This is a genomic window from Thiolinea disciformis DSM 14473 (assembly GCF_000371925.1).
Lineage (GTDB): Bacteria > Pseudomonadota > Gammaproteobacteria > Thiotrichales > Thiotrichaceae > Thiolinea > Thiolinea disciformis.
This window is the reverse complement of the sequence record NZ_AQVE01000003.1, coordinates 170,570-195,870: the sequence shown is the minus strand read 5'-3', so window position 1 is coordinate 195,870 and position 25,301 is coordinate 170,570. Positions and strand designations below refer to the sequence as shown.

At 47.0% G+C, this 25,301-nt stretch carries 22 protein-coding genes and 1 other RNA gene; 21 read left to right on the top strand and 2 right to left on the bottom strand.

From position 1 onward, the window contains the following. Positions 1-81: 81 nt before the first annotated feature. The 18 genes from A3IE_RS0103860 to lpxC all read left to right on the top strand — a co-directional run bounded on the left by A3IE_RS0103860 (position 82) and on the right by lpxC (position 19,637). Entirely contained in the window at positions 82-1,005 is a 924-nt protein-coding gene (locus tag A3IE_RS0103860; RefSeq protein WP_020394273.1) for a hypothetical protein, read from the top strand. Between the two features lie 36 nt (positions 1,006-1,041). Then, an RNA gene (rnpB, locus tag A3IE_RS21860) (RNase P RNA component class A) lies at positions 1,042-1,399 on the top strand. Between the two features lie 290 nt (positions 1,400-1,689). Beyond that, complete coding sequence (mraZ, locus tag A3IE_RS0103855) at positions 1,690-2,145, top strand: division/cell wall cluster transcriptional repressor MraZ (RefSeq protein ID WP_020394272.1); 456 nt, start codon at positions 1,690-1,692, stop codon at positions 2,143-2,145. Beyond that, positions 2,145-3,080 (top strand): 16S rRNA (cytosine(1402)-N(4))-methyltransferase RsmH, encoded by a 936-nt coding sequence (rsmH, locus tag A3IE_RS0103850; protein WP_020394271.1) that lies wholly within the window; start codon positions 2,145-2,147, stop codon positions 3,078-3,080. The genes mraZ and rsmH overlap by 1 nt, the downstream gene beginning before the upstream one ends. A 12-nt stretch (positions 3,081-3,092) precedes the next feature. Next, positions 3,093-3,368: a cell division protein FtsL gene (gene ftsL, locus A3IE_RS0103845; protein ID WP_020394270.1), complete on the top strand. Its 276-nt coding sequence runs from the start codon at positions 3,093-3,095 to the stop codon at positions 3,366-3,368. Further along, positions 3,365-5,209, top strand: coding sequence for a peptidoglycan D,D-transpeptidase FtsI family protein (locus tag A3IE_RS0103840; protein WP_020394269.1), 1,845 nt, complete (start codon positions 3,365-3,367; stop codon positions 5,207-5,209). The genes ftsL and A3IE_RS0103840 overlap by 4 nt, the downstream gene beginning before the upstream one ends. Then, positions 5,206-6,711 carry a UDP-N-acetylmuramoyl-L-alanyl-D-glutamate--2,6-diaminopimelate ligase gene (locus tag A3IE_RS0103835; protein WP_020394268.1) on the top strand — a complete coding sequence of 502 codons (1,506 nt, stop codon included), beginning with the start codon at positions 5,206-5,208 and terminating at the stop codon, positions 6,709-6,711. Before A3IE_RS0103840 ends, A3IE_RS0103835 begins: the two co-directional genes overlap by 4 nt. After that, positions 6,708-8,072 carry a UDP-N-acetylmuramoyl-tripeptide--D-alanyl-D-alanine ligase gene (locus A3IE_RS0103830; RefSeq protein WP_020394267.1) on the top strand — a complete coding sequence of 455 codons (1,365 nt, stop codon included), beginning with the start codon at positions 6,708-6,710 and terminating at the stop codon, positions 8,070-8,072. Before A3IE_RS0103835 ends, A3IE_RS0103830 begins: the two co-directional genes overlap by 4 nt. Then, complete coding sequence (mraY, locus tag A3IE_RS0103825; RefSeq protein WP_020394266.1) at positions 8,072-9,154, top strand: phospho-N-acetylmuramoyl-pentapeptide-transferase; 1,083 nt, start codon at positions 8,072-8,074, stop codon at positions 9,152-9,154. Before A3IE_RS0103830 ends, mraY begins: the two co-directional genes overlap by 1 nt. After that, complete coding sequence (gene murD / locus A3IE_RS0103820) at positions 9,154-10,509, top strand: UDP-N-acetylmuramoyl-L-alanine--D-glutamate ligase (protein WP_020394265.1); 1,356 nt, start codon at positions 9,154-9,156, stop codon at positions 10,507-10,509. The genes mraY and murD overlap by 1 nt, the downstream gene beginning before the upstream one ends. Beyond that, on the top strand, positions 10,506-11,744 hold the full coding sequence (gene ftsW, locus A3IE_RS0103815; protein WP_020394264.1) for a putative lipid II flippase FtsW: 1,239 nt from the start codon (positions 10,506-10,508) through the stop codon (positions 11,742-11,744). The genes murD and ftsW overlap by 4 nt, the downstream gene beginning before the upstream one ends. Further along, positions 11,741-12,859 (top strand): undecaprenyldiphospho-muramoylpentapeptide beta-N-acetylglucosaminyltransferase, encoded by a 1,119-nt coding sequence (murG, locus tag A3IE_RS0103810; protein ID WP_020394263.1) that lies wholly within the window; start codon positions 11,741-11,743, stop codon positions 12,857-12,859. The genes ftsW and murG overlap by 4 nt, the downstream gene beginning before the upstream one ends. Beyond that, positions 12,856-14,298 carry a UDP-N-acetylmuramate--L-alanine ligase gene (murC, locus tag A3IE_RS0103805; RefSeq protein ID WP_020394262.1) on the top strand — a complete coding sequence of 481 codons (1,443 nt, stop codon included), beginning with the start codon at positions 12,856-12,858 and terminating at the stop codon, positions 14,296-14,298. Before murG ends, murC begins: the two co-directional genes overlap by 4 nt. A gap of 11 nt (positions 14,299-14,309) precedes the next feature. After that, positions 14,310-15,224, top strand: coding sequence for a D-alanine--D-alanine ligase (locus A3IE_RS0103800; RefSeq protein WP_020394261.1), 915 nt, complete (start codon positions 14,310-14,312; stop codon positions 15,222-15,224). After that, a complete protein-coding gene (locus A3IE_RS0103795; RefSeq protein ID WP_020394260.1) occupies positions 15,225-16,085 on the top strand; it encodes a cell division protein FtsQ/DivIB in 861 nt (286 codons plus the stop codon). It abuts the gene before it with no gap. Beyond that, entirely contained in the window at positions 16,069-17,322 is a 1,254-nt protein-coding gene (gene ftsA / locus A3IE_RS0103790) for a cell division protein FtsA (protein WP_020394259.1), read from the top strand. Before A3IE_RS0103795 ends, ftsA begins: the two co-directional genes overlap by 17 nt. Positions 17,323-17,338: 16 nt before the next feature. After that, on the top strand, positions 17,339-18,508 hold the full coding sequence (gene ftsZ / locus A3IE_RS0103785; protein WP_020394258.1) for a cell division protein FtsZ: 1,170 nt from the start codon (positions 17,339-17,341) through the stop codon (positions 18,506-18,508). A gap of 211 nt (positions 18,509-18,719) precedes the next feature. Then, positions 18,720-19,637, top strand: a complete 918-nt coding sequence (lpxC, locus tag A3IE_RS0103780; RefSeq protein ID WP_020394257.1) for a UDP-3-O-acyl-N-acetylglucosamine deacetylase — start codon at positions 18,720-18,722, stop codon at positions 19,635-19,637. A gap of 4 nt (positions 19,638-19,641) precedes the next feature. Here the strand turns inward: lpxC and A3IE_RS0103775 are convergent, their stop codons facing one another. Beyond that, positions 19,642-20,058: a DciA family protein gene (locus A3IE_RS0103775; RefSeq protein WP_020394256.1), complete on the bottom strand. Its 417-nt coding sequence runs from the start codon at positions 20,056-20,058 to the stop codon at positions 19,642-19,644. Positions 20,059-20,773: 715 nt separating this feature from the next. Between A3IE_RS0103775 and secA the strand changes: the two genes are divergently transcribed. From secA to mutT, 3 genes are read left to right on the top strand one after another with little or no spacing between them, the layout of a single operon-like run. After that, positions 20,774-23,476: a preprotein translocase subunit SecA gene (gene secA / locus A3IE_RS0103770; RefSeq protein ID WP_020394255.1), complete on the top strand. Its 2,703-nt coding sequence runs from the start codon at positions 20,774-20,776 to the stop codon at positions 23,474-23,476. Further along, positions 23,476-24,684, top strand: a complete 1,209-nt coding sequence (gene argJ, locus A3IE_RS0103765; protein ID WP_020394254.1) for a bifunctional glutamate N-acetyltransferase/amino-acid acetyltransferase ArgJ — start codon at positions 23,476-23,478, stop codon at positions 24,682-24,684. The genes secA and argJ overlap by 1 nt, the downstream gene beginning before the upstream one ends. Next, a complete protein-coding gene (mutT, locus tag A3IE_RS0103760) occupies positions 24,665-25,096 on the top strand; it encodes an 8-oxo-dGTP diphosphatase MutT (RefSeq protein WP_020394253.1) in 432 nt (143 codons plus the stop codon). Before argJ ends, mutT begins: the two co-directional genes overlap by 20 nt. On the opposite strand, the gene A3IE_RS0103755 is transcribed toward mutT, so the two are convergent. Beyond that, positions 25,085-25,294: a YdcH family protein gene (locus A3IE_RS0103755; RefSeq protein WP_020394252.1), complete on the bottom strand. Its 210-nt coding sequence runs from the start codon at positions 25,292-25,294 to the stop codon at positions 25,085-25,087. The genes mutT and A3IE_RS0103755 overlap by 12 nt on opposite strands. Positions 25,295-25,301: the final 7 nt, after the last annotated feature.

The window sequence follows — 25,301 nt, the reverse complement described above, 5'->3', positions numbered from 1 at the left end:
TTATAGAGAAATAGTCTATGCTTTGCGCACAAAACCCAACGTGTTATCAGTGTCATTTGAGAATTTTAGGATCATTACGTTATGAAGTGGATGGTAAGTCGTGTCACCGATTTATTAATCGCGTTAATTATTATGACGCTGCTAATTTGGGCAGTGCTTAAACAACCTACTTTTTCTTGGGGGGTGAAACCCGCCCCAATTGCCTTAAGCGGGGATCAATTAAATACTGGTGTAAAAGCGATTATGGCACTGTCTGATGAAACGTTAGATGCGCCCACCCGTTTGAAAATAGCCAATCATTATTTTGTTGAGCAGTTGTCTCCAGTGGGGGAGGTCGTTCCGATTGAGCGTGGCACCGATGGTACGCAATATGCCTTACAGCTTACTATAGCGGGCACGAGTGATGAAAAATTAGTGGTTGTGCTACATCATGTGGTGACGGATAAACCTGTGCTGGAGCTAGCAGAAACAACACAGGGCATTATCGAGTGGGCGAAGAGTCTTGGAAAGCTTAAACCAGCACTAAGCGTAGAATTGATGATTTTTTTGCATAGTGTTCAAGATTTGCCGCAGGGTTTAATTAGCGCCAGTCTGTATCAAGCTGAAGTATTGAATGCTGTAGCTGATAAGGATAAAACCTTGGTCTTAGTGTTTATTCCGGGGATGGCAGCGCCTGAAGTGGCTTATGCGGGTGGGTATTCACGTTTTTTCAGTAATCTGATGCCTAAAGCAGAGGCTGATTTGGCTTTGTTTGGCCGATTGGAGGATATTTCAGAGTTACGTACGCTAAAGAAAGCCATTCAACAAAATGGTTTGGAAGATGTGGATTCTATTAATATACCGGTGCATTTTGCCAAATTGCCGCCCTCGGTTTTAAAGTCCTATTGGGATAAACACATCCCTGCCATGCTGGTACGGCCAGGCATCTTAATTAAACAACCTGTCCACCCAAATCATATTACCTTTGTGTCGGCTTTAAATGGGGTGGTGCGTCAGGGTTTATAAGACTTGCACTCAGCAACTACACTTGCTATAAGCTTTCCAGCCGATTGGACAACCGCTGCTTTGCAAAAAGGGGAGGAAAGTCCGGGCTCCATAGGGCAAGACGCTAGGTAACGCCTAGGCGGCGTAAGTCGACGGAAAGTGCCACAGAAAATATACCGCCTATCCGATTTCGCGCAAGCGATCCGTTAGGTAAGGGTGAAATGGTGCGGTAAGAGCGCACCGCGCTTTTGGCAACAAAAGTGGCAGGGTAAACCCCGTCTGGAGCAAGACCAAATAGGAATGCATTGGTGTGGCCCGCACTGCATTCGGGTAGGTTGCTGGAGGCAGTTAGTGATAACTGTCCTAGATGAATGGTTGTCCTCGACAGAACCCGGCTTATAGATCGGCTATCTTTTCTTATACAAAAATTTATAGGTAAGATTTTCTATCTTATCATTTTAAATCACCTCAACGTTGAAACACTGCTTTGGTAATTGCTTGATTTCCTTGTTTCTAATCCAAGTAAATAATTTATATTTATTCGTCGGATAATCCTTGCTTAGGAAATGTTTTTGTGCCGTTTGATTGACAGCACGAGGCTCAGTTTCTATTATCTTCTCATTCGTGGGGAAAAGTGGAGAAAAGTGGGATAAATTCCCGTGCTGCATGATATAAAGACTGAAAATCAATACGTTGGATTCATGGATGTTTCGAGGCATTTCCCATATTGCAATTGATAACAAAGGCCGTATAGCGATACCAGCCAAATATCGGGAGATGATTGCGGAGCAGGCGAATAGCCAAATGGTTCTAACTGTGGATCATACTGATGACTGTTTGCTACTTTATCCAATGAATCAATGGGTTAAATTTGAACAGACTCTCATGGCTTTGCCAAATATGAATCGCCGTGTACGTAATATGCAGCGTCTGCTGTTAGGCCATGCTGCTGAGTTAGAGTTAGACACGCAGGGGCGATTGTTGTTGCCTACCCCATTACGTGATTATGCCCACTTGGATAAACGTGCGGTGTTGGTAGGGCAAGCTAATAAATTCGAGTTGTGGGATGAAGAGCGTTGGTTTAGCGCCCGCGAAACTTGGTTGCAGGAAGCTCAGGACGATGAAGACGCGCATGATCTTCTTAATCAGGTTTCTATGTAATGGATGTGTTTGCGCACGATACGGTGTTGCTGTCTGAGGCAGTGGATGCTTTGGCAATTAAGCCCGATGGACTTTATGTGGATGGTACTTATGGTCGTGGTGGCCATTCAAGTGCGATTCTCCAAAAACTCAATGGCAAAGGTCGTTTGATTGCTATTGATAAAGATCCCAGTGCAGTTGCTGTAGCACGTGAACGTCATGCCAATGATCCTCGTTTTTTTATGTGGCATGGTGCATTTCATGAATTTCCGCAAGCCCTAGAAGCAGCGAATTCTGTAAAGCCGATTGATGGATTGTTATTAGATTTAGGGGTTTCATCGCCACAGTTAGATGATGCAACACGTGGTTTTAGCTTTATGCGCGATGGTGATTTAGATATGCGCATGAATCCAACGCAAGGGCAAAGCGCTAAAACATGGTTGAAAGAGGCAGATGAGGCCGATATTGCTAATGTGTTGTGGTTATACGGTGAGGAACGTTTTTCACGTCAAATTGCGCGTAAAATTGTGCAAATCCGCGTGGACACACCCATTGAGACCACCTTGCAATTAGCGCATGTCATTGCTCAAGCAGTGCCCAAGCGTGAACCCGGTAAGCATCCTGCAACACGAAGCTTTCAGGCGATTCGCATTAAGGTGAATCAAGAATTAGACCAATTAGAAGCTGTTTTACATAGGACTTTGGAGTGTTTAGCGCCTAGCGGGCGTTTAGTGGTGATTAGTTTTCATTCACTAGAGGATCGTATTGTCAAACAATTTATGCGTGATCACTCGACGGCACCAAGGCTTCCCAAACATTTACCGATTCGTGATACACAAACCGCAATACCCACAGCGTTAAGTTTATGTGGCAAGGCCGTAAAACCGTCCGATAAGGAAATTGAGACCAATGTTCGTGCACGAAGCGCCATTATGCGTGTTGCGCAAAAAAATTAAGGGCTGTGACAGGTGTTAGCTCGTTGGTATTGGCCTTGGCTCGTGATGTTGTATGTCATAGTGATTACGCTTGCGGTTATGGTGGCGGCTAATCGCCATGAGGCTCGTCAGTTGTTTGTTGAAGTGCAGCAGTTAGAGCGTGATCGAGACCAATTAAATGCGACATGGAGTCGCTATGTGTTAGAACAAAGTACGCAGTTAAACCAATTGCATGTCGAAAGTAGAGCGGTAGAGTCACTCAATATGCAAAAGCCGGTTGCTGATAATACCCGAGTCATTCGCGAATGAGCCGTCGTAAATTACCATCCCCGCTGTTCCAAGGACGCCGCCGCTTCTTAATGCTGGGCTTGGTGGGCCTTATGGGTGTTTTAATGTTGCGCGGCGTGTGGCTAGAGGTATTTGAACAAGAAAAATTACAGCAACGTGCCGATGCGCTCCAAAATCGTGTGGTGACTATTCCTGCCTATCGAGGGATGATTTTAGACCGTAATGGTGATCCTTTAGCCGTTAGCTCGCCCGTCGAAAATTTATCCTGTAATCCCTCTCAATTATTGAATGCCCGACAAAATTTGCGCGATGAATATGATATTGCAAGACAAATGGGCGAGGTAGGCGAGGCGCAAGATAAAGCGCAGGCGAAGCAAAACAGCGAGTTGGCTGCGCTTAAGTTTGTCAAATTGGAGAATAGTTTTCGCAAAATTGAAGAGATTTTGGAGCTTAATCCTGGGGAGTTATTGGAGCGTCTGGAGCAAGCGCGCGATAAAAGCTTTTTCTATTTAGGCCGTCAACTACCACCGGAGGCGGTGCAGCAGGTGATGGAGCTGGATTTGGAAGGGGTAGAAAGTAGCCAAAGTTATCGGCGCTTTTATCCTTTAGGGGAGGCTGCAGGTCATATTTTGGGTATGACTAGCATTGATGGGCATGGCATTGAAGGTATTGAGAAGGCACAGCAGTCCTTACTAGCAGGCAAAGATGGGAAAAAGCGTGTAGTACTGGATGCCAAACGTCGCATCATTGAAAATGTCGAAAGTATTGAGGACATGATTCCGGGGCAATCGGTGCAGCTCAGTATTGATCGCCGTATACAGTTTATTGCCTATCGTGAATTAAAAACGCAAGTTGCTAAATTAAATGCTAAATCAGGCTCACTGGTCGTTTTAGATGCACAAACCGGTGAAATTTTGGCGATGGTTAATTCACCTTCTTTTAATCCTAATAACCGAAAAGAACTGAGTCCTCAGCAATACCGTAATCGCGCGGTGACTGATAAATCTGAACCGGGTTCTACCTTAAAGCCCTTAACTTTGGCGGCGGCTTTAGAATCGAAAGTCATCAATCCTAATGTCTCAATTGATACTTCACCCGGTCATCTGAATCTTGGTAAATACATTGTTCGTGATAAAGGTAATTACGGCATTATTTCTTTGCCTACCTTATTGGCAAAATCCAGTAATGTGGGCGCAAGTCGTGTCGCTCTCATGTTGAATCCCCGCGATCACTGGATGTTTTTGAGTCGTTTAGGGCTGGGCGATTATCCGAATTCGGGTTTTCCGGGGGAATCTCCAGGACAACTGAGTAATTATGCATCATGGGGAAAGATTGACCGTGCTTCGCATGGCTATGGCTATGGCTTGTCTACCAGTTTGCTGCAATTGGCTCATGCGTATGCACCTTTTGCCGCAGAAGGTAAGTTAGTGCCTTTATCTATTTATAAGGTAAATAAAGTTCCACCCAGCCCCAACGTCATGTCCGCCAAAACCGCTAAAGATGTGGTTAAGATGATGGAGTCGGTAGTGACGGAAGGAACGGGTAAGCGGGCGATGGTGGATGGTTACCATGTGGCTGGTAAAACCGGCACAGCCTTTAAGTTCATTAATGGCAAATATCAGAATGACCGCTACATGACAAGCTTTATCGGTGTGGCACCAGCCAGTCGTCCACGCTTGGTAGTCGCAGTACAAATTGATGAACCGAAGGTAAATGATAGCGGTGGTTTGGCGGCAGCACCGGTATTTTCTAAAGTGATGGCTGAGGCATTGCGTTTGATGGATATTCCTCCTGACAATGTGCCACATCTCAAGCAAGCTAATGAAAAACAAGACCAAATAAAACAAGGGGGCGCGACATGAGCAAAGTCTCATTAGCGGTATTATTACAAGGATTTGCTTCAAATCTACCCGATATTTCTGTATCGGGTTTGTCGTTAGATAGCCGCCAGATTCAAAGCGGCTTTATGTTTGTCGCGTTGCAAGGAACACGTCAACATGGTTTAGAACATGCACAATCCGTGATTGAAGCAGGGGCTTCAGTCATTGTGCACGACCACGTTGCACCACCAGCTGTAGTCGAGACCTTAAAGTCTGCCACTATTCCGGTGGTTAGTATCACCGGCTTAGCACAACATTTGGGTGAAATTGCTAAACGTTTTTATCAGGCCAATCAACAAGCTGAGGCTCGTGTCATTGGGGTCACGGGTACAGATGGAAAAACTTCCACCACCCATTTTATTGCGGAAGCTTTGCACGCTGCTCAACAACAAGCTGCAGTGATTGGTACTTTAGGGATTGGTCAACCGGGCAAATTACATAAAGGAACGCATACTACGCCCGATGCAATTCAGGTACAGCAACATTTGGCACAACTTGCCCAAGCTGGGTTTGAGACGGTTGCCATGGAGGTGTCGTCTCATGCCTTAGATCAAGGCCGCGTGAATGCGGTGAATTTTGAAATGGCGGTGCTGACGAATTTGACGCGTGATCATTTGGATTATCACGGCACCGTAGCAGCGTATGCAGATGCTAAGCGCAAATTATTCCAGTGGCCTAGTTTAAAGCATGCTGTTTTGAACTTAGATGACGCTTTCGGACAGGAGCTGGCGCAACAACTGCAAGCCAGACAGGTGCAGGTTTGGGGGTATGGGCTTGGCGAACGAGCGAATTACCCAACCAATGGTGTCATTGCGACTGAGGCACGTTTCGACCATAACGGTATTTGGGCCAAGATCGTGACGCTGGCGGGTGAAGGTATTTTACAAGCGCCTGTGCTGGGTAAATTTAATTTACATAACTTATTGGCGGCGCTCAGTGTTTTATTAGCGTACGGCTTAGACTTGCCACAAGCTTTAAAAGCGTTGCAGCAAGTGTATACCGTACCGGGGCGTATGGAGCGCGTGACAGCATCGACCATGAAAGATGTGTTAGTGGCTGTGGATTATGCGCACACACCGGGTGCTTTAAGCCAAGTGTTGAATGCTGCCCGAGTCCACACCCGTGGCAAACTGATTTGTGTATTTGGTTGTGGCGGTGACCGTGATGCAGGCAAGCGCCCCTTGATGGCAGGTATTGCGGAGCAGCAGGCGGATCAAGTGATTGTCACCGATGATAATCCGCGTACGGAATCAGCGCAGCAAATTTTTCAGGATATTCGTGCCGGTTTCAAAAATGCTCAGGCTGTGACGTTTGAGCATGATCGCGCCAAAGCGATTCGCATGGCAGTTAAAGCTGCGCAAGAGGGTGACACAATTTTGATCGCAGGCAAGGGTCACGAAACGGTGCAGTTGATTGCAGGCGAGCAAATTCCTTTTGATGATCGCGAACAAGCTGCTTTAGCACTTGAGGAGTGCGCTGCATGACGTGGCTGAATTTGGCTGAATTTGCACAATTAGCTAGTGGTCGTCTACACCTTATTAGTGAACTAGAGGCAGCGAATATGGCATTGGAGCGCGTGGAGCGTGACTCGCGTGCAGTACAGCAAGGCGATGTATTTTTAGCGCTGAAAGGTGAGCGTTTTGATGCACATGATTTTGTGGCTCAAGTGGCAGGTAAGGCTTCCGCTGCTTTAGTCAGCCACGCAATAGAGGCGCCGATTCCACAAGTGATTGTGCCAGATGTGCGCTTGGCCTTGGGGGAATTAGCCAAAGCATGGCGCGCAAGGTTTTCTACGCCAGTTGTTGGTTTGACAGGGAGTAACGGCAAGACCACTTTGAAGGAAATGCTGACCTCAATTTTGGCGCTTCAAGGCAAAACGCTAGCAACAGCAGGCAATTTGAATAATGACATTGGTATGCCGCTGACCTTACTGGGTTTACGTGCTGAGCATCAATTTGCAGTGATTGAAATGGGTGCTAACCACTTTGGTGAAATTGATTATTTGACTAAAATTGCGCGTCCTAATGTTGCCATTCTAAATAATGCGGGTGCTGCACATTTAGAAGGGTTTGGTGATATAGCCGGTGTTGCACGTGCCAAAGGCGAGATTTTCGCTGGATTGATGCCGAATGGTGTGGCGATCATTAATGCCGATGATATTTATGCCGATTATTGGTTTGAATTAAATAAAAAACGGCCTATTATCCGCTTCGGTTTGCAACACGAAGCAGAAGTAAGTGGTTATTTGAATGCGGCAAATCACTTGGTGATTCAGGCGTATGGTGAACAAGTTGAAGTCGATTTAAAACTTTTAGGCCAACACAATCGACTCAATGCGCTAGCAGCGACGGCGGCGGCTTTGGCGCTGAAGCTGCCCTTGACTGCGATTGCAAGTGGTTTGGCGGCGTTACAGGCGGTAAAGGGACGGCTAAATCCGGTGCAAGGCACGCACGGCGGCGTGGTAATTGATGATACGTATAATGCAAATCCTTCTTCAATGGCCGCAGCCGTAAAGGTGTTGGCGGATTTCAAAGGGCAGACGGTCTTTATAATGGGTGATATGGCGGAGTTAGGTGATACAGCGGCGAACCTGCATCAAGCGATTGGCCAGCAAGCAAAAGAGGCTGGTATCGAGTATTTGGTGAGCTTAGGGCATTTAAGTCAGGCAGCAAGCCAAGCATTTGGTGAAAACGCTAAGCATTTTAATGAATTAGATCTGTTGGTGGAGTATGTAAAAAATATCCTAACACCCAGCAGTACGGTATTAGTAAAAGGCTCTCGTTCAGCCCGTATGGAACGGGTGGTTGATGCTTTATGCACACGCTCAACAGCGGAGGTGCATTGATGTTGCTGTGGTTGTTTGACTTTTTGGATGATTTTTACCGTGGCTTCAACGTCTTTCAATATTTGACCTTGCGTGCGATTTTGGCGGTGTTAACGGCATTTGTGATCGGCTTATGGACCGGACCCTCCATGATTCGGGCATTAACGCGTTTGAAAATTGGCCAATATATTCGTGAAGACGGCCCCCAACACCAAATGAAAGCGGGCACGCCCACGATGGGGGGAGTGATGATTATTTTAGCGATTGCTGCTGCCACCTTGTTATGGGCTGATTTGAGCAATCGCTATGTTTGGGTTGTGCTATTTGTGACCTTGGGATTTGGTTTAGTCGGTGGTTTAGATGATTACATCAAACTGAAAAAACGCCGCAACTTAGGCTTAACGGCGAAACAAAAATATCTAGGACTAAGTTTGATTGGATTTGCTGCGGCCTTTTATTTGTTTTTTAGCGCTCAAACCTCCACAGAAACGACTTTATTTTTACCTTTTTTGAAGAATGCCCATTGGCAAATGGGGATGTTGTTTATTCCTTGGGTTTACCTTGTGATTGTTGGTTCTAGTAATGCAGTTAATTTAACTGATGGATTAGATGGCTTGGCGATTATGCCGACGATTATGGTGGCGGGTGGTCTCGCTATCTTTTCTTATGTCAGCGGTCATGCAGCGATTTCGCAATATTTAGGTATTCCCCGTATTCCAGGTGCTGGTGAAGTCATGATTTTCTGTTCAGCCATTTTCGGGGCGGGGCTAGGATTTTTATGGTTCAACACCTATCCAGCACAGGTTTTCATGGGGGATGTAGGTGCGCTCGCACTGGGAGCTGCATTGGGTATTGTAGCCGTGATTGTGCGTCAAGAAATTATACTAGCCATTATGGGCGGTATTTTCGTGATGGAAACGTTGTCGGTGATTATGCAAGTCGGCTATTTCAAAGCCACAGGCGGGAAACGTATTTTCCGCATGGCGCCTTTGCATCATCACTATGAAAAGAAAGGTTGGCCTGAGCCGAAGGTAATTGTACGGTTTTGGATTATGACCGTGATTATGGTCATGATTGGTCTTGCTTCATTGAAGGTGCGCTAATGGCAGAGCAATCTAATCTAGCTTGGACAACACTCGTCGTCGGTTTAGGTCAAACGGGCTTGTCAGTGGTGCGTTATTTAGCGCAACGTGGTGAAAAAATAGCTGTAGTCGATAGCCGTGCACAGCCGCCGGGGTCTGAGGTGCTGCAAGCTGAATATCCCACGGTACCGCATCACTTTGGTGCATTTGAGCAGGCAGTGGATTGGTTTGCACATGCCAAAACCTTGGTCGTAAGTCCGGGTATTGCCGTCGCGACGCCTGAAATTAAAGCTGCCCAAGCCCGTGGGGCTGAGATTATTGGTGATATTGAATTATTCGTGCGTGAGGCTAAAGCCCCGATTATTGCCATTACTGGCTCAAATGGTAAAAGTAGTGTTACTACCTTAGTGGATCTCATGGCGAAAGCGTGCGGTTGGCAATCTTATGCGGGTGGTAATTTAGGTTTTGCGGCTTTAGAAATGTTGGAAAAGCCCATACCCGATGTATACGTGATGGAGTTATCGAGTTTCCAATTGGAAACGACTTACTCATTAAATGCGCAGTCAGCGGTGGTTCTGAATGTCAGCGAAGATCATATGGATCGCTACGACAGTTATGCGGATTATGCAGCCGCGAAAGAAAAAATTTACGAGCGTTGTGCCTGTGCGGTTGTTAATCGCGACGATCCAGTAGTAATGGATATGTTAGAAACGACGCCACCGGCGCGCAGTATTAGTTTCGGTTTGGATCAGCCTGAAGCGCAGCAATATGGGCTGCGTGAAAAAGATGGAGACTCTTGGTTAGCGCGTGGACAAGAGTATTTACTGCCCTTGGATAAGCTACGCTTGCCCGGTGAGCATAATGCAGCCAATGTATTAGCGGCTTTAGCGTTGGGAGAAGCCGCCGGTATGTCACTGCCGCATATGCTCGAAGCTGCTCAGTCTTTTAGCGGCTTGCCGCATCGTACCCAATGGGTGCGTGAGCGTCGTGGGGTGAATTGGTATGACGATTCCAAGGGAACCAATGTTGGTGCAACAGTTGCTGCGTTGCGTGGCATGCCCAGAAAAACGGTCTTAATTGCGGGTGGTCAAGGTAAGGGCGCAGATTTTTCCCCCTTAAATCCAGCCGTACAAGCTAAAGCACGCGCAGTTGTGCTAATGGGTGAGGATGCAGACAAGATTCAAGCAGCTTTACAAGGTGAGGTGCCAATTCGTCATGTTGCGAATATGGATGAAGCCGTGCGTGTTGCAGCAGCATTAGCGCAAGAAGGCGATAATGTCTTGCTTTCACCCGCTTGTGCCAGTTTCGATATGTTCCGTAATTATAATCATCGGGGCGAAGTGTTTACTGAAACCGTGTTGAGGTTGCCTGCATGAAAGACTTAGGTTTGCCAAGCACCGAACAAATTGAAAGCTTAGATTGGACACGTTATGTGGATCGCGATTTGTTATTGGCTTTGGCTGCCTTATTAGGAATTGGCATCGTGATGCTAGGCTCAGCGTCGTTTTGGGTGGCAGAAAAACAGTATAACGATGCGTTTTATTACCTAACGCGCCAAGTTGGCTTTTTAGGCTTAGGTTTAGTAGCCATGGTGATGATTTACCAAGTGCGCATGTCGTTTTGGGAAAGTCTCGGTCCGCCTCTGTTATTGGTAGCGCTAGGGTTATTGGGCTTGGTGTTAGTGCCCGGTATCGGGGTAGAGGTGAAAGGAAGTCGACGCTGGCTCAATTTAGGTTTTATGACCTTGCAAGTATCGGAATTGGTCAAATTAGTTACGATTTTGTATTTGGCCGGTTATTTGGTGCGTCATGGTAAGCGTCTGGCTTTGTTAGGAACTTACCAACCCTTGCTCATTCCATTATTGGCATTGGGTATGATTGGTGGCTTGTTATTAGCCGAACCTGATTTTGGTTCGACGGTCATTATTCTAGGGGTTGGCTTGGCGATGTTGTTTTTAGGCGGTGTACCGCTGAAGCAACTCGGCATTTTATTCGCGGGTGCTTTTGCGGTTATGTTGCCATTAGCGTTCGTCGGTTATCGCGGTAATCGCTTACAAGCCTTCTGGAATCCATGGGAATACGAGCAAACCAGTGGCTATCAAACCGTCCGTGCGCTGATGGCGGTTGGGGATGGCGGTTGGTTAGGTAATGGTCTGGGTGCGAGTGTACAAAAATTGTTTTACCTGCCTGAAGCACACAACGATTTTATTTTCGCGGTATTAGCGGAGGAGTTCGGCTTCGTTGGTATGTTGGTAGTGTTGGCTTTATTCGGTTGGTTAGTCTATCGCGCCTTTGTCATTGGCTTTCAAGCGGATAAGCAAGGGCAGTTTTATGGTGCTTATGTTGCTTATGGCATTGGTTTTTGGATGGGAATGCAATCGATTTTGCATGTGGGGGTAAATCTGGCCGTGTTGCCACCAAAAGGTTTGACCCTACCGCTCATTAGCTATGGTGGTAGTAGTTTAATCGTAAGCCTAATGGCTATGGGCATCTTATTACGTGTGCACCGCGATACACAAATTAGTCAATTTGGCTTGCAGCCGGTAGAAAAGAAAGTAAAAACGCGTCGCCCAGCCCCTATGTTGGAGTCAAAAACGAGGAAAGCGGCATGACAACTATAAAACAGCCTATTCTGATTACCGCAGGGGGAACCGGCGGGCATGTTTATCCGGGGCTAGCAGTAGCACGTGCGTTGCAAGCGAAGGATATTCCTATTGTTTGGATGGGCACCAGAAATGGCTTGGAAGCGCGGGTTATTCCTGAAGCTGGCATTCCCATGGCGTGGCTTACGGTGAATGGTCTGCGTGGCAAAGGCTGGCAAGCTTGGTTAGCAGCACCATGGCGTTTGCTGGTTGCCTTGGGTCAGTCCGTTAAAATTATGCGTGAACATAAACCTGCTGCGGTCTTAGGTATGGGTGGATTTGTAGCTGGTCCGGGGGGCTTGGTAGCTTCACTGATGGGCATTCCCTTGGTCATTCACGAACAAAATGCGGTCGCGGGTTTAACCAATCGTTTGCTCGCCAGCTTTAGTAAGCGTGTGTTGGAAGGTTTCCCGAAAACGTTTCCGGCTTCCAAAAAATTACTGGCTACTGGTAATCCGGTGCGAAATGATATTGCGGCACTGCCCGCTCCAGAACTACGTCATGCAGCGCGTGAAGGTCAAAAAGTACATCTATTGATTATTGGTGGCAGTCTAGGCGCGGCGGCGTTAAATGAGGTTGTGCCACAGGCTTTGGCTTTAATACCCGAGTGGATGCGCCCCGAAGTACGCCACCAAGCAGGCACACGGAATCTGGAAACCGCGCAAGCCAATTACCAGTCGGCTCAAGTGGCTGGTACGGTGACCGCTTATATTGAGGACATGGCAGAGGCCTATAGCTGGGCTGATTTGATTATTTGTCGTGCGGGTGCTTTGACCATCGCCGAAGTTGCAGCCGCAGGTTTGGCGAGTATTTTAGTGCCTTATCCTCATGCGGTGGACGATCATCAGACCGCCAATGCGGCTTATTTAGCGGATCATGGTGCGGCGCTCTTGATGCCGCAAAGTCATTTGACTGCACAGACATTGTCAGTGGCTTTACAGGAATTATGTACTGATCGCCCACGTTTATTGCACATGGCGCAGGCAGCACGGCAATTAGCTAAACCTCAAGCTACCGAGGAAGTGGCTGCCATTTGTGCCGAATATGCGGGTTATCATTTTAATGAACAGGGACAAGTAGCATGAAAACAGGCGTTGACAGCCTTGCGCGGAAACGGATTAACCGCATCCATTTTATTGGCATTGGTGGTGCTGGAATGGGGGGAATTGCTGAGGTGGTTGCCAATCTGGGCTACAGCGTCAGTGGCTCCGACTTAGCGGATAATACCATGACACGGCGCTTACGCTCTTTGGGCGTCAAAACCTATAAAGGTCATGCGGCTGAGCAAGTGAATGGTGCCGATGTTATTGTGGTCTCAACTGCCATTGATGATGCTAATCCTGAAATTATAGCCGCACGTGAACAGCGCATTCCTATTGTGCGTCGTGCTGAAATGCTCGCGGAACTGATGCGCTTTCGTCAAGGTATTGCGATCGCAGGAACGCATGGTAAAACGACCACTACCAGCCTAGTAACCAGTTTATTAGTCGAAGGCGGAATGGATCCAACTTATGTCATTGGCGGTAAATTGAATAGCTCAGCCAGTAACTCTAAGTTGGGAACGGGTGAGTATTTGGTAGCAGAGGCCGATGAAAGCGACGCCTCGTTTTTGCATCTGCAACCCATGATTTCTATTGTCACTAATATCGACGAAGACCACATGTCTACATACGGCGGCGATTTTGCCCGCTTAAAGCAGACGTTTATCGACTTTTTGCATCACTTGCCGTTTTATGGATTGGCGGTCTTATGTACGGATGATGAGCATGTGCGAGCGATTTTGCCCCAAGTAAATCGTCCGATTTTGACCTATGGCATTGAGCAGGATGCGGATGTTCGTGCAAGTCATGTGAAGTACGAAGGTCTGCAAAGTCAATTTACGGTGGAGTTTGCACGAACGGGCAAGCGTTGGGACGTCACCTTGAATTTACCCGGACATCATAACGTTTTAAATGCTTTAGCTGCGATTACGGTTGCGACTGAGCTAGACATTCCGCAAGAAGCGATTCAACGTGGCTTGCAAAAATTCGATGGCGTTGGACGACGTTTCCAACTCTATGGCGATATTAATTTTGGTCGTGGCACGGCAACCTTAGTGGATGATTATGGGCATCATCCGCGCGAAATGCTAGCTACCTTGAAAGCTGCTCGGGGGGTTTGGCCTGATCGGCGTTTGGTATTAGTATTCCAGCCGCACCGGTATACCCGTACCCGTGATTTATTTGAAGATTTTGCTCAAGTACTTTCTGAAACGGATGTCTTAGTTTTGATGGATGTTTATCCTGCCAGCGAGCAACCTATCCCAGGTGCTGACGGGCGTGCCTTATCGCGCGCTATCCGTATTCGTGGCAAGGTCGATCCCATTTTTGTAACCGATGTAGAAGATGTGCCGGGTGTCTTGAAGCATATTTTACAAGATGGGGATGTGATACTCACTCAAGGGGCAGGCAGTGTCGGTGCTTTGGCAGCAAGTTTGCCGCAAAAGCTCGATGTCACGCGTCAAGCGGAATTAACTGATGAATAGGGCAAATAATAATGAATAATCAACAACGTTTCGGCAAAGTGGCAGTGCTTTATGGTGGTTGGGCTGCAGAGCGTCCTGTTTCTTTGAAAAGCGGTGCGGCGGTATTGAAAGCGCTGCAAGAAAGCGGTGTCGATGCACACGGTATTGATGTCGATAAGACTGTTTTACGCGTTTTACAAGAAGGCAAGTTTGATCGTGTATTCAATATCTTACATGGTCGAGGTGGGGAAGATGGTGTACTACAAGGTGCATTGGAGTTACTCGATTTGCCTTATACCGGCTGTGGTGTGCGTGCCTCCGCAGTTAGTATGGATAAACTCATGACGAAGCGGCTATGGGCTGGCACAGGCTTACCAACCCCTGCCTATCACGTGTTGAATGCAGACACGGATTTCGATGCTGTGGTCAAAGCATTAGGTTTGCCTCTGATGGTAAAGCCCGTGACGGAAGGCTCCAGCATTGGCTTGAGTAAGGTTACGGAAGCATCTCAACTCAAAGCAGCTTATTTAAAAGCTGTCGAGCGCGATCCAGTGGTCATAGCAGAGCAGTGGATTACGGGTGCGGAATATACGGCTGGTATTTTAGCGGGTGAATCTTTGCCACTGATTAAACTCGAAGTACCCGGTGATTTTTACGATTACGAAGCAAAATATATTTCGGATGACACACGTTATTTTTGTCCTTGTGGTTTAGAGCCGGACGAGGAAAAAGCGATGCAAGCATTAGCACGTGAAGCCTTTGCTGCGGTGGGTGGTAAAGGTTGGGGACGGATTGATTTAATGCGCGATCAACAAGGTAAGGCATGGTTATTGGAAGTGAATACGAATCCGGGCATGACCGATCATAGTTTAGTGCCCATGGCAGCGCGTGCAATCGGTATGGATTTTAATAGTTTGGTGGTTCGAATTTTGGAAACAACGCTGTAAATGGCACAACAACCTAATAAAAAACGTAAACCCAGTCTGCCGAAGGCCGCGCCCAAAAAGCTTGCGCCTAAGCGTGAGTTTACGCTATCGCCTGCTGCAGTGCGCGCAGGGATATTAGGTTCGTGCGTATTAATTGCTGTGGGTGCAGTTTTATGGGTGGTGGCTTGGTTAAACAATCCGAATCACCTACCGATTGAGAAAATAGATTGGCAGGGTGATTTTCAGTATTTAAAAAAATCGGAGTTAGAGATTATTGCTCAACCTTATGTCGGGACTAATCTATATTTATTAGACGCGATGAATTTAGAGCAGGTACTGGAAACTAATGAATGGGTACGTGATGTTAGTCTGCGTAAAGTATGGCCAAATCAATTAATAGTGACGGTGGAAACGCAGTTTCCTATCGCTTTTTGGGGCGAAGGACAATTATTAAATAAATATGGTGATATTTTTACAGGGACAGTGCCAGAGAAACAAGGTATCTTTCCATTCATATACAGTTCAGTCAGTAGTGGTCGGGAAATGGGCGAACGCTACGTGAAATTGATGGGTGTTTTCAAAGGCTTGAATCTGGAAATTACGGAACTGACTGAGGATCAACATGGGTCGTGGTTCTTAAAATTCCGTCAAGGGCCCGAAGTAATTGTTGGACGCAAGGAGCAGGAACAGCGCATGCAACGTTTGAGAGTCGCGTATGAGCATGAGTTGCGTAAGACGTTTGACAAAATTAAACGCATTGATTTGCGTTATACCAATGGTTTGGCAGTGGAATGGAAGCAGGGCTTTGGTGAGAGTGCAGCCAATACGCTGAATGTAGAGAGCACCAAAGTCTCGGGAGCTAAATATGTCGAAAAAAGCTGAACACAATAACGTTGTTGCTTTAGATATTGGTACATCTAAAGTCGTGGCTATGGTGGGTGAAGTCGGTGAAAATGGCCGTTTAGAAGTCATTGGGATTGGGACATACCCTTCACGCGGCATGAAAAAAGGCGTGGTGGTTAATATTGAGTCAACCATTCAGTCCATTCGTCGTGCGATTGAAGAGGCTGAATTAATGTCGGGCGTCAGTATCAGTTCGGTCTATGTAGGCATTGCTGGGAGCCATGTGCGTAGTTTAAATTCGCACGGCATTGTCGCCATTAAAGACAAAGAAGTAACGTCGCTTGATTTAGATCGGGTGATGGATGCAGCCCGCGCAGTAGCGATTCCAGCCGATCAGCGTATTTTGCATGTTTTACCGCAAGAGTACGTCATTGACCAGCAAGATGGGATTCGTGAACCAGTGGGTATGTCCGGTGTACGCTTAGAGGCACGCGTGCATCTAGTGACAGCGGCGCATAGTGCGGCACAAAATATTATTAAGTGTGTTGAACGCTGTAATTTGAACGTGGAAGATATTATTTTAGAGCAAGTAGCTTCCAGTTATGCTGTGCTTGAAGAAGATGAAAAAGAGTTAGGTGTTTGTTTAGTGGACATTGGCGGTGGCACGAGTGACATCGCGGTGTTTATTGATGGTTCGATTCACCATACCGCAGTGATTCCGATTGCGGGTGATCAGGTGACGAATGATATTGCGGTGGCAGTGCGTACTCCGACGCAACATGCTGAAGTGATTAAAATAAAGTATGGTTGTGCTCTACGTCAGTTGGTAGATGAAGAGCAGTTTATTGAAGTACCGGGTGTTGGTGAGCGTGAAGCACGCAGTTTGTCTACGCAAACGCTTGCATCTGTCATTGAGCCTCGGTATGAAGAGCTATTCGCATTGGTCTTGAAAGAATTACAGCGCAGTGGTTTTGAAGAACGTATCGGCGCTGGCATTGTGTTAACGGGTGGAACATCCAAGATGAAGGGTGTTGTTGAGTTAGCCGAAGAAGTCTTTCATATGCCGGTGCGAGTAGGTATGCCGCGTGACATCGGAGGTTTACGGGGCGAAGTGGAAAATCCCATCCACTCCACTGGGGTGGGATTGTTGCTGTACGGTATCGCGCAGCAAGCCTATGGAGAACGGCGCACCTTTAGTCCGTCTGTGGTCGCAGCGTCTAGCTCGGCTTCAGGGACTTGGGATCGTCTGAAAAGTTGGTTTAACGGAAATTTTTAACAGTTGGAGAGTGGGCATGTTTGAAATAATGGATAATGTAAATACTGGCGCAGTGATCAAGGTGGTCGGCGTTGGCGGCGGCGGCGGTAATGCGGTAGCAAACATGGTTGCTTCAGGCATTGAAGGTGTAGATTTCATCTGTGCTAATACCGATTCTCAAGCCTTACAATGCAGTACTAGCAAAACCGTATTGCAATTAGGCTCAAATTTAACAAAAGGCTTGGGTGCTGGCGCGAATCCGGATGTCGGGCGTGAAGCGGCTATTGAGGATCGTGATCGCATTAAAGATTTAATCCGTGGTACCGACATGCTATTTATTACAGCCGGTATGGGCGGTGGAACAGGCACAGGTGCAGCGCCAGTAGTAGCTGAAATTGCGCGCGATTTGGGCATTTTAACCGTGGCGGTCGTTACGCGTCCTTTCCCTTTTGAAGGACCTAAGCGTATGAAAGCGGCTGATGCAGGGATTGCTGAATTAGCCAAACATGTTGACTCCTTAATCACGATTCCTAATCAGAAGTTACTGACTTCCTTAGGTAAATCGGTGACTTTATTAGAAGCTTTTAAAGCGGCTAACAATGTGTTGTTACATGCTGTACAAGGTATTGCAGAATTAATCACGCGTCCGGGTTTGATTAACGTTGACTTTGCGGACGTGCGCACAGTGATGTCTGGCATGGGCGTTTCGATGATGGGCATGGGACGTGGTCAAGGTGATGAGCGTGCCGCCAAAGCAGCGCGTGAAGCGATTTCTAGTCCCTTACTCGAAGACATTTGTTTGGATGGTGCACGGGGTATTCTGGTGAATATTACCGCTGGCCTAGATATGGGCATCCATGAGTTTGAAGAAGTCGGTGAAGTGATTCGCCAGTTCGCATCCGATGAAGCAACCGTCGTAGTGGGTACCGTTATTGATCCAACGATGAGTGACGAAATCCGTGTAACCTTAGTGGCTACTGGTCTGGAAGAGAGTGCTATTACTAGTCGTGCAATTGGCGCAAAGACGGCCGCTCCTGCCCAAGCTCAACAACCACAGCGTCCGCGTTTACGCCCAGTGGAGTTAGCTTCAACTGCACCACAACAAGCTGCACCAGCTGCTTCAACAGCTCGTACAACGCGTAGCTCTCTAGAGAGTGATATGAGTGTATTAGAAATACCAGCTTTCTTGCGCCAACAAGTGAACTAAGTGGTTCAATGCAAGCTCAAACATGCCAAAGCAGCCGGTGCAGGATGCGCCGGTTTGCTTGTATGTTAGGCAAAAAATGAGTGTTTTGTTCAGGCTGCTATTAAGCAAACCCACGTAAAATAAGCTTCTATTATTAAGCTAGTCGATAATATATTAGAATTTCGCAGTTTCTCTTTTAATGAAGAATGAAATCGTCAGTTAGGGGCGACAAGTGCTTAAACAAAGAACACTAAAAAGGGCTGTCTCTTCCGTCGGTATTGGCTTGCATTCCGGTAAAAAAGTCGTGATGACCCTGCGCCCTGCGCCGGTTAATACAGGTATTGTATTTTTTCGCACAGACTTAGCAGGCAAGCCTAGCTTAAGCTTGCACCCTGAGCGAGTCGGTGACACACGTCTATGCACGGCGTTGATACAGGATGATATTAAGGTTGCGACTGTCGAGCATCTACTCTCAGCGGTTGCTGGCTTAGGGGTTGATAACTTGTATGTTGATATTAATGCGCCTGAAATTCCTATCATGGACGGCAGTGCCGCACCCTTTTTATATTTATTATTAGAAGCTGGTATTGCAGAGCAGGCAGCTTTAAAGCGTTTTATTCGTATTAAAAAGCCCATTGAAGCGCGCCAAGGCGATAGCTTTGCACAATTAACGCCCTATGAGGGTTTTAAGGCTTCGTTCGCCATCCAATTTAATCACCCAGCTATTAGTGCTACGCCTCAACAGGTTGAGTTTGATTTTTCTAATCAAGCTTATACCAATGAAATTGCACGCGCGCGTACCTTCGGTTTTATGCGCGATATTGAAAGCCTACGCTCAAAAAATCTAGGTCTGGGTGGCAGTTTGGAAAATGCCATTGTGCTAGACGATTTTAAGGTGCTCAATCCAGACGGTTTGCGCTATCAAGATGAATTTGTGCGCCACAAAATTTTGGATGCCATCGGGGATTTATATACCCTAGGCCATGGGATTATCGGGGCTTTCCACGGCCATAAAGCGGGTCATGCGATTAATAATTTATTGGTTCGTGAGCTATTACAGCGTCGAGACGCTTGGGAAATGGTAGGTTTGGAAGAAAAGCGTCAAAGCCAAGCTATTTTTGCCGATACATACACCTTAGTAGGCGCCTAGCATGTTAGGCTACCGCAACAGTTGCTGCCACGCCTAGCAGTGACTGTTTCAGACCCTCATCATTAATGCTTTCTGCAATATAAGCTAGTGTCTGTACAACCTGTGGTTGAACCGGTAGGCGTGTTATTTTTCGACTTTGTCTGGTAGTGGGGAGGTTCACCACCTTAACATCAATACCCATTAGATTTAGCTTGAGTTCGGCATTTAGTTGTTTACACAGTGTTTTTTGTAAGAAACGTGCTTGGGTGGCTAGATAAGGGTCGTCCGTGAGTATTACTAAACGGCGCTGACGAATCAAAGGCCAAATGCGGTCACGAACTTGCACACCAACTTGTTGTTCTATCAAGGCTGCCAAGTGCTCAAGCTGCGCCAAGGTGTCAATGATAGGGGCTTTGCGAACCCAACGACTCAGTTTTTCCATGATTTGACTCGCCCTTGTGGCCTAAATCCAAGATGCCACAGAATATGCAGAAGATTTGATGGGGATATTCCAAGTATGAAGAGGCGCTTTATACAGCGCTTAATATCCATCTGATCACCTAGCTCGTGATCTTAGCGAGTGTGATAGTTTTGCTCGTGACTGGTGTGTTGTTTAATCAACGGCTCGATCTACCTGAGTGCGATCATACACTGCTAAGGGTGCGTTTGACGACTACTCAAGTTGAAAAAATTTTAGGCGATCTTGATGGCGGGTGTGATTATTCTGATTAGAATTTAATCGAATTAGGGGGAGCTTGTGGCAGGAGAATGCGTTTAAACCTTGCTTGAGAGCCATTCGGCTAGGAGTTTTTTCGGACAAGCTAGGGCACTTGCTTGAATGACATGTGGTACTTAGAAATTTTGTATCATGAAAGGCAACTTGATCCGCAAAATTATCTCACTGGCTTGGAATAAAAATTCAACTTAAAATAACTAAGCCAGCTATACTGTGCGCGGCTAAAAATGGGAGTCTGTTCTACGATAAAAATAATGCGCAGCCTTCCTTGTTTTTAGCGGAGTTGCCTCCATATTGTGGCTAATTTGTTAATTTGTCGGGCAGGTTACTCGCCTTTTAAAGAACGTCCTATTACGTTGCACTGCTCATCATCACGGCCAGTAAAGGCGCTGGTAGATGGGGTTAGGAGAATATAAAACATATGCTGGGTTCTGTTGCCAGAAAGATTTTTGGAAGCCGTAATGACCGTTTGGTTAAGGCTTATGCCAAAATCGTCAAAAATATCAATAGCCTCGAAGAGCAGTACAGTAATCTGCCCGATGTTGCCCTACAGGCCAAAACGGCTGAGTTTCGTGAAAAGTTAGCCAAAGGCGCAACCTTAGACGATATTCTGCCAGAAGCGTTTGCCACGGTGCGTGAAGCAAGTAAGCGTGTGCTCGGTATGCGCCATTACGACGTGCAAATGATTGGGGGTATGGTGCTACATAGCGGCAAGATTGCTGAAATGCGTACCGGTGAAGGAAAAACCTTAGTCGCAACGCTCGCAGTGTATCTGAATGCTTTATCTGGCAAGGGCGTACATGTTGTTACCGTAAACGATTATTTGGCGCAACGTGATGCAACTCATCTCTCAAAATTATACGGATTCTTAGGGTTAAGTACGGGTGTCATTATTAATGGTTTGACACAGGAGCAGCGCCGCAGTTCTTATGCAGCAGATATTACGTATGGAACGAATAATGAATTTGGTTTCGATTATCTGCGTGACAATATGGCTTTCTCGTTGGAAGAGCGTGTACAGCGTCCATTGAGTTATGCAGTAGTCGATGAAGTTGACTCGATTCTGATTGATGAAGCGCGCACACCCTTAATCATATCTGGTCCAAGCCAAGACGCGTCCGATTTATACCGCGCTATTGATAAGCTCATTCCCGACTTAGTGCGCCAAAAAGAAGAAACCGGCGAGGGCGATTACTGGGTTGATGAGAAGGCTAAGCAAGTCTTTTTATCAGAAGTCGGCCAAGAGCGTGCTGAGCAATTATTGCACCAGACCGGCATTCTGCCAGAAGGGCAAGGCTTGTACGATTCTAGCAGCATTGCGATGTTGCACCACTTGAATGCGGCTTTGCGTGCTCATGCCTTGTTCCAAAAAAATGTGGATTATATTGTACGCGAGGGGAAAATCGTCATCGTCGACGAATTTACAGGCCGTACCATGCCAGGGCGGCGTTGGTCTGAGGGGTTACATCAGGCGATTGAAGCGAAAGAAAACGTTGAAATTCAGGCTGAAAACCAAACCCTTGCCTCGATTACTTTCCAAAATTACTTCCGTCTGTATAAAAAGTTATCTGGTATGACCGGTACAGCGGATACCGAAGCGTTTGAGTTGAATCAGATTTATGGGCTTGAGGTTGTCGTTATTCCAACGCATCGCCCCATGATTCGTGATGATGCTAATGATCTGATTTATCTCAATGCAGAAGATAAATTTAACGCCATTATCGATGATATTAAGACTTGTGCCGAAAAAGGCCGCCCCGTTTTAGTGGGTACAGCATCGATTGAAACCTCAGAATTAGTATCGGAAAAGCTCAAGAAGTTACGTATTCCGCATGAAGTTTTAAATGCTAAACAACACGAACGTGAAGCGCATATTATTGCCAATGCTGGTCGCCCAGGTGCGGTGACGATTGCGACCAATATGGCTGGGCGTGGTACTGATATCGTGTTAGGGGGTAGCTTAGACGAAGAGCTTAAGCAATTACCGCCAAATTCTGATCCAGTAGCCGCTGAGAAAATTCGTGCTTTATGGCAAAAACGTCACGATACGGTCGTCGCTGCGGGTGGTTTGCATATTATCGGAAGCGAGCGCCACGAATCACGTCGTATAGATAATCAGTTGCGTGGTCGTGCGGGCCGTCAAGGCGACCCCGGTTCTTCACGGTTCTATTTGTCGCTTGAAGATAACTTGATGCGGATTTTTGCTTCAGACCGTGTAAAAGGCTTGATGCAGCGTTTGGGTATGGAAAAAGGACAAGCGATTGAAGCGAGTTTAGTTTCTAAATCGATTGAAAACGCCCAACGCAAGGTCGAAGCACACAACTACGATATTCGTAAACACGTTCTGGAATATGACGATGTGGCGAATGATCAACGTAAAGTTATTTATGCGCAGCGTTCCGACTTGTTGGAGAGCGACGACATTAGTGAAATGATCGGGTCGATTCGGTTTGATGTCGTCGATCAATTAATTAGCAAATATATCCCGCCTGAGAGTGTAGATGAGCAATGGGATATCCCAGGGCTGGAAGCCGCTTTAAAGCAAGATTTGGGTTTAGAGTTGCCTGTACAACAGTGGTTAACAGACGACAAGAATTTGCACGAAGAAACCTTGCGTGAGCGTATTCAAGAGATTGTCCAAAAAGCAATAGCGGAAAAAGAAGAGCTCATTGGTGCGCCAAATATGCGTCAGCTAGAACGCAATATCATGTTACAGGTACTGGATACGCACTGGAAAGAACATCTGGCCGCCATGGACTATTTGCGCCAAGGGATTGGCTTACGGGGTTATGCGCAGAAAAATCCTAAGCAGGAATATAAGCGCGAAGCCTTTGATATGTTTGAGCAGCTGCTGGATCGTATTAAGCACGATGTAGTCAGTTTCTTAGCCCGTATTCAAATTGGTGAACCGCAACCTGAGCCTGCACACGCTGATCCAAATCAAATGAATTATATGCATCCTGAAGCGCAGTCCTTTGCGGACGATGATGAAGTGGTGGATGCTTTTACGCCAGAACCTTCCGCACAGCAAGCGCGTGCTGATGAGCCTAAAGTCGGTCGCAATGAGCCTTGCCCGTGTGGTTCTGGGAAGAAATATAAACATTGTCATGGGCAATTAGCGTAATGGCCGTTAATTTACAAGCACCGAATGAATTATTAGCGGTCAAAGGCGTCCGCTTGGCTGCGGTTCATGCCGGCATTCGTTACAAAGATCGTAATGATCTGGTGTTGATGGAATTGGCCGAGGGCAGCCAAGTAGCGGCTGCTTTCACACTAAACGCCTTTTGTGCAGCGCCTGTCACTGTAGCGCGTGAGCACCTGAAATTAGCTACGCCGCGCTATTTGCTAATTAATGCGGGCAATGCCAATGCCGGCACGGGTTATCCGGGCTTGGTTGCTGCACGCCAGACCTGTGCGGATGTCGCAAAAGTAACCGGCTGCTTGGCCAATCAAGTGTTGCCTTTTTCTACTGGTGTGATTGGTCAAGCCTTGCCTGTGGAAAAGGTGGCAGCCGCTTTACCAAAAGCCTTGGCTGAATTGGATGCCAATCATTGGTTGCTAGCAGCGCGCGCGATTATGACCACGGATACGGTCATGAAAGCGGTTAGTAAGCAAGTTACTCTATCCAGTGGAACCATTACTATCACCGGCATGGCTAAAGGTTCGGGTATGATTCACCCGAATATGGCGACGATGCTGGCCTATGTGGCTACGGATGCGAAAGTCGAGAGTAGTACGCTACAGGATTTATTGCAGGATGTGGTCGAGGCAAGTTTCAACAGCATTACGGTTGATGGCGACACCTCGACCAATGATGCTTTAGTCGTGGCTGCTACCGGACAGTCTGGTGTAGAGGTTTCTGGGAGTGATGTAAGTATTTTTGCTGACGCTCTACGCGAGGTTTGTCTCTACCTTGCGCAAGCCATTGTGCGCGATGGTGAGGGGGCAACGAAGTTTATTAGCATTAGTGTGGATGGTGCACGTGATAAGGAAGAAGCGCGTGTGATTGGCCAAACAGTGGCGTCATCACCCCTCGTTAAAACAGCTATGTTTGCGAGTGACCCGAATTGGGGGCGTATCTTAGCCGCCATAGGTCGTAGTCCGCTTGAAGCTTTAGACGTGTCTTTGGTGTCAATCTGGCTAGGCCAGACACTTTTAATTGAAAAAGGTGAACCCGCCGCCACTTATCGCGAGGAGTTGGGGCAGGCCGAAATGAAGAAAGCGGAAATTCCAGTACGTATTGATATGGGGCGTGGTTCTGCCAGTACTGTGATCTGGACTTGTGACTTTTCCTACGATTACGTCAAAATTAATGCTGAATACCGCAGCTAATTCCGTAGCCCCTGCCGTGTTACATGTAGCGGTAGGGATTATTCGTTGTCCTTTGACGCAGCGTATTCTGATTGCGCAACGTCCAGCCGGTAAACATCAAGCCGGTAAATGGGAATTTCCGGGGGGCAAGCTTGAACCCTCTGAAACGGTACAGCAAGCCTTAGTGCGCGAATTAGACGAAGAGTTGGGGATTAGGGTTAATGCAGATGCTCTAAGCAAACTGATTGAAATTAGTCATGAATACCCAGAGCGCTCTGTTTTATTAGAGGTATGGCAAACGCAGCAATTTGATGGCGAGCCAATCGGGCGCGAAGGTCAGGCTTTACAGTGGTGTGAGATCAGTAAGCTCGGCCAACTAGAGTTTCCTGAGGCCAATCGCGCCATTATTCAAGCGCTCCAATCAAGCATTTAGATCAGGGATCAGTTGACTATGAATACGGGCAATTTGATCTTTCAGTGCTAATTTACGTTTTTTCATGCGTGCCAACATAAATTGATCGCTGGCAGGGTTTTGGCGCAATTGTTCAATGGCTACATCCAAATCGCGATGTTCCTGCGTGAGTTCAAATAACTTATTACGCAGCATAAATTCTTCATCAGGATGTAGCATGATAGCC

What these genes read in the sequence shown, in the direction of transcription:
- A3IE_RS0103835 (WP_020394268.1), top strand. Translation starts at nt 5,206, where the DNA reads ATGAGCAAAGTCTCATTAGCGGTATTATTACAAGGATTTGCTTCAAAT.
- ftsA (WP_020394259.1), top strand. Translation starts at nt 16,069, where the DNA reads ATGTCGAAAAAAGCTGAACACAATAACGTTGTTGCTTTAGATATTGGT.
- secA (WP_020394255.1), top strand. Translation starts at nt 20,774, where the DNA reads ATGCTGGGTTCTGTTGCCAGAAAGATTTTTGGAAGCCGTAATGACCGT.
- rsmH (WP_020394271.1), top strand. Translation starts at nt 2,145, where the DNA reads ATGGATGTGTTTGCGCACGATACGGTGTTGCTGTCTGAGGCAGTGGAT.
- A3IE_RS0103775 (WP_020394256.1), bottom strand. Translation starts at nt 20,058, where the DNA reads ATGGAAAAACTGAGTCGTTGGGTTCGCAAAGCCCCTATCATTGACACC.
- mraZ (WP_020394272.1), top strand. Translation starts at nt 1,690, where the DNA reads ATGTTTCGAGGCATTTCCCATATTGCAATTGATAACAAAGGCCGTATA.
- A3IE_RS0103840 (WP_020394269.1), top strand. Translation starts at nt 3,365, where the DNA reads ATGAGCCGTCGTAAATTACCATCCCCGCTGTTCCAAGGACGCCGCCGC.
- ftsW (WP_020394264.1), top strand. Translation starts at nt 10,506, where the DNA reads ATGAAAGACTTAGGTTTGCCAAGCACCGAACAAATTGAAAGCTTAGAT.
- A3IE_RS0103795 (WP_020394260.1), top strand. Translation starts at nt 15,225, where the DNA reads ATGGCACAACAACCTAATAAAAAACGTAAACCCAGTCTGCCGAAGGCC.
- ftsZ (WP_020394258.1), top strand. Translation starts at nt 17,339, where the DNA reads ATGTTTGAAATAATGGATAATGTAAATACTGGCGCAGTGATCAAGGTG.
- murD (WP_020394265.1), top strand. Translation starts at nt 9,154, where the DNA reads ATGGCAGAGCAATCTAATCTAGCTTGGACAACACTCGTCGTCGGTTTA.
- A3IE_RS0103830 (WP_020394267.1), top strand. Translation starts at nt 6,708, where the DNA reads ATGACGTGGCTGAATTTGGCTGAATTTGCACAATTAGCTAGTGGTCGT.
- mraY (WP_020394266.1), top strand. Translation starts at nt 8,072, where the DNA reads ATGTTGCTGTGGTTGTTTGACTTTTTGGATGATTTTTACCGTGGCTTC.
- murG (WP_020394263.1), top strand. Translation starts at nt 11,741, where the DNA reads ATGACAACTATAAAACAGCCTATTCTGATTACCGCAGGGGGAACCGGC.
- A3IE_RS0103800 (WP_020394261.1), top strand. Translation starts at nt 14,310, where the DNA reads ATGAATAATCAACAACGTTTCGGCAAAGTGGCAGTGCTTTATGGTGGT.
- argJ (WP_020394254.1), top strand. Translation starts at nt 23,476, where the DNA reads ATGGCCGTTAATTTACAAGCACCGAATGAATTATTAGCGGTCAAAGGC.
- murC (WP_020394262.1), top strand. Translation starts at nt 12,856, where the DNA reads ATGAAAACAGGCGTTGACAGCCTTGCGCGGAAACGGATTAACCGCATC.
- A3IE_RS0103860 (WP_020394273.1), top strand. Translation starts at nt 82, where the DNA reads ATGAAGTGGATGGTAAGTCGTGTCACCGATTTATTAATCGCGTTAATT.
- mutT (WP_020394253.1), top strand. Translation starts at nt 24,665, where the DNA reads ATGCTGAATACCGCAGCTAATTCCGTAGCCCCTGCCGTGTTACATGTA.
- A3IE_RS0103755 (WP_020394252.1), bottom strand. Translation starts at nt 25,294, where the DNA reads ATGCTACATCCTGATGAAGAATTTATGCTGCGTAATAAGTTATTTGAA.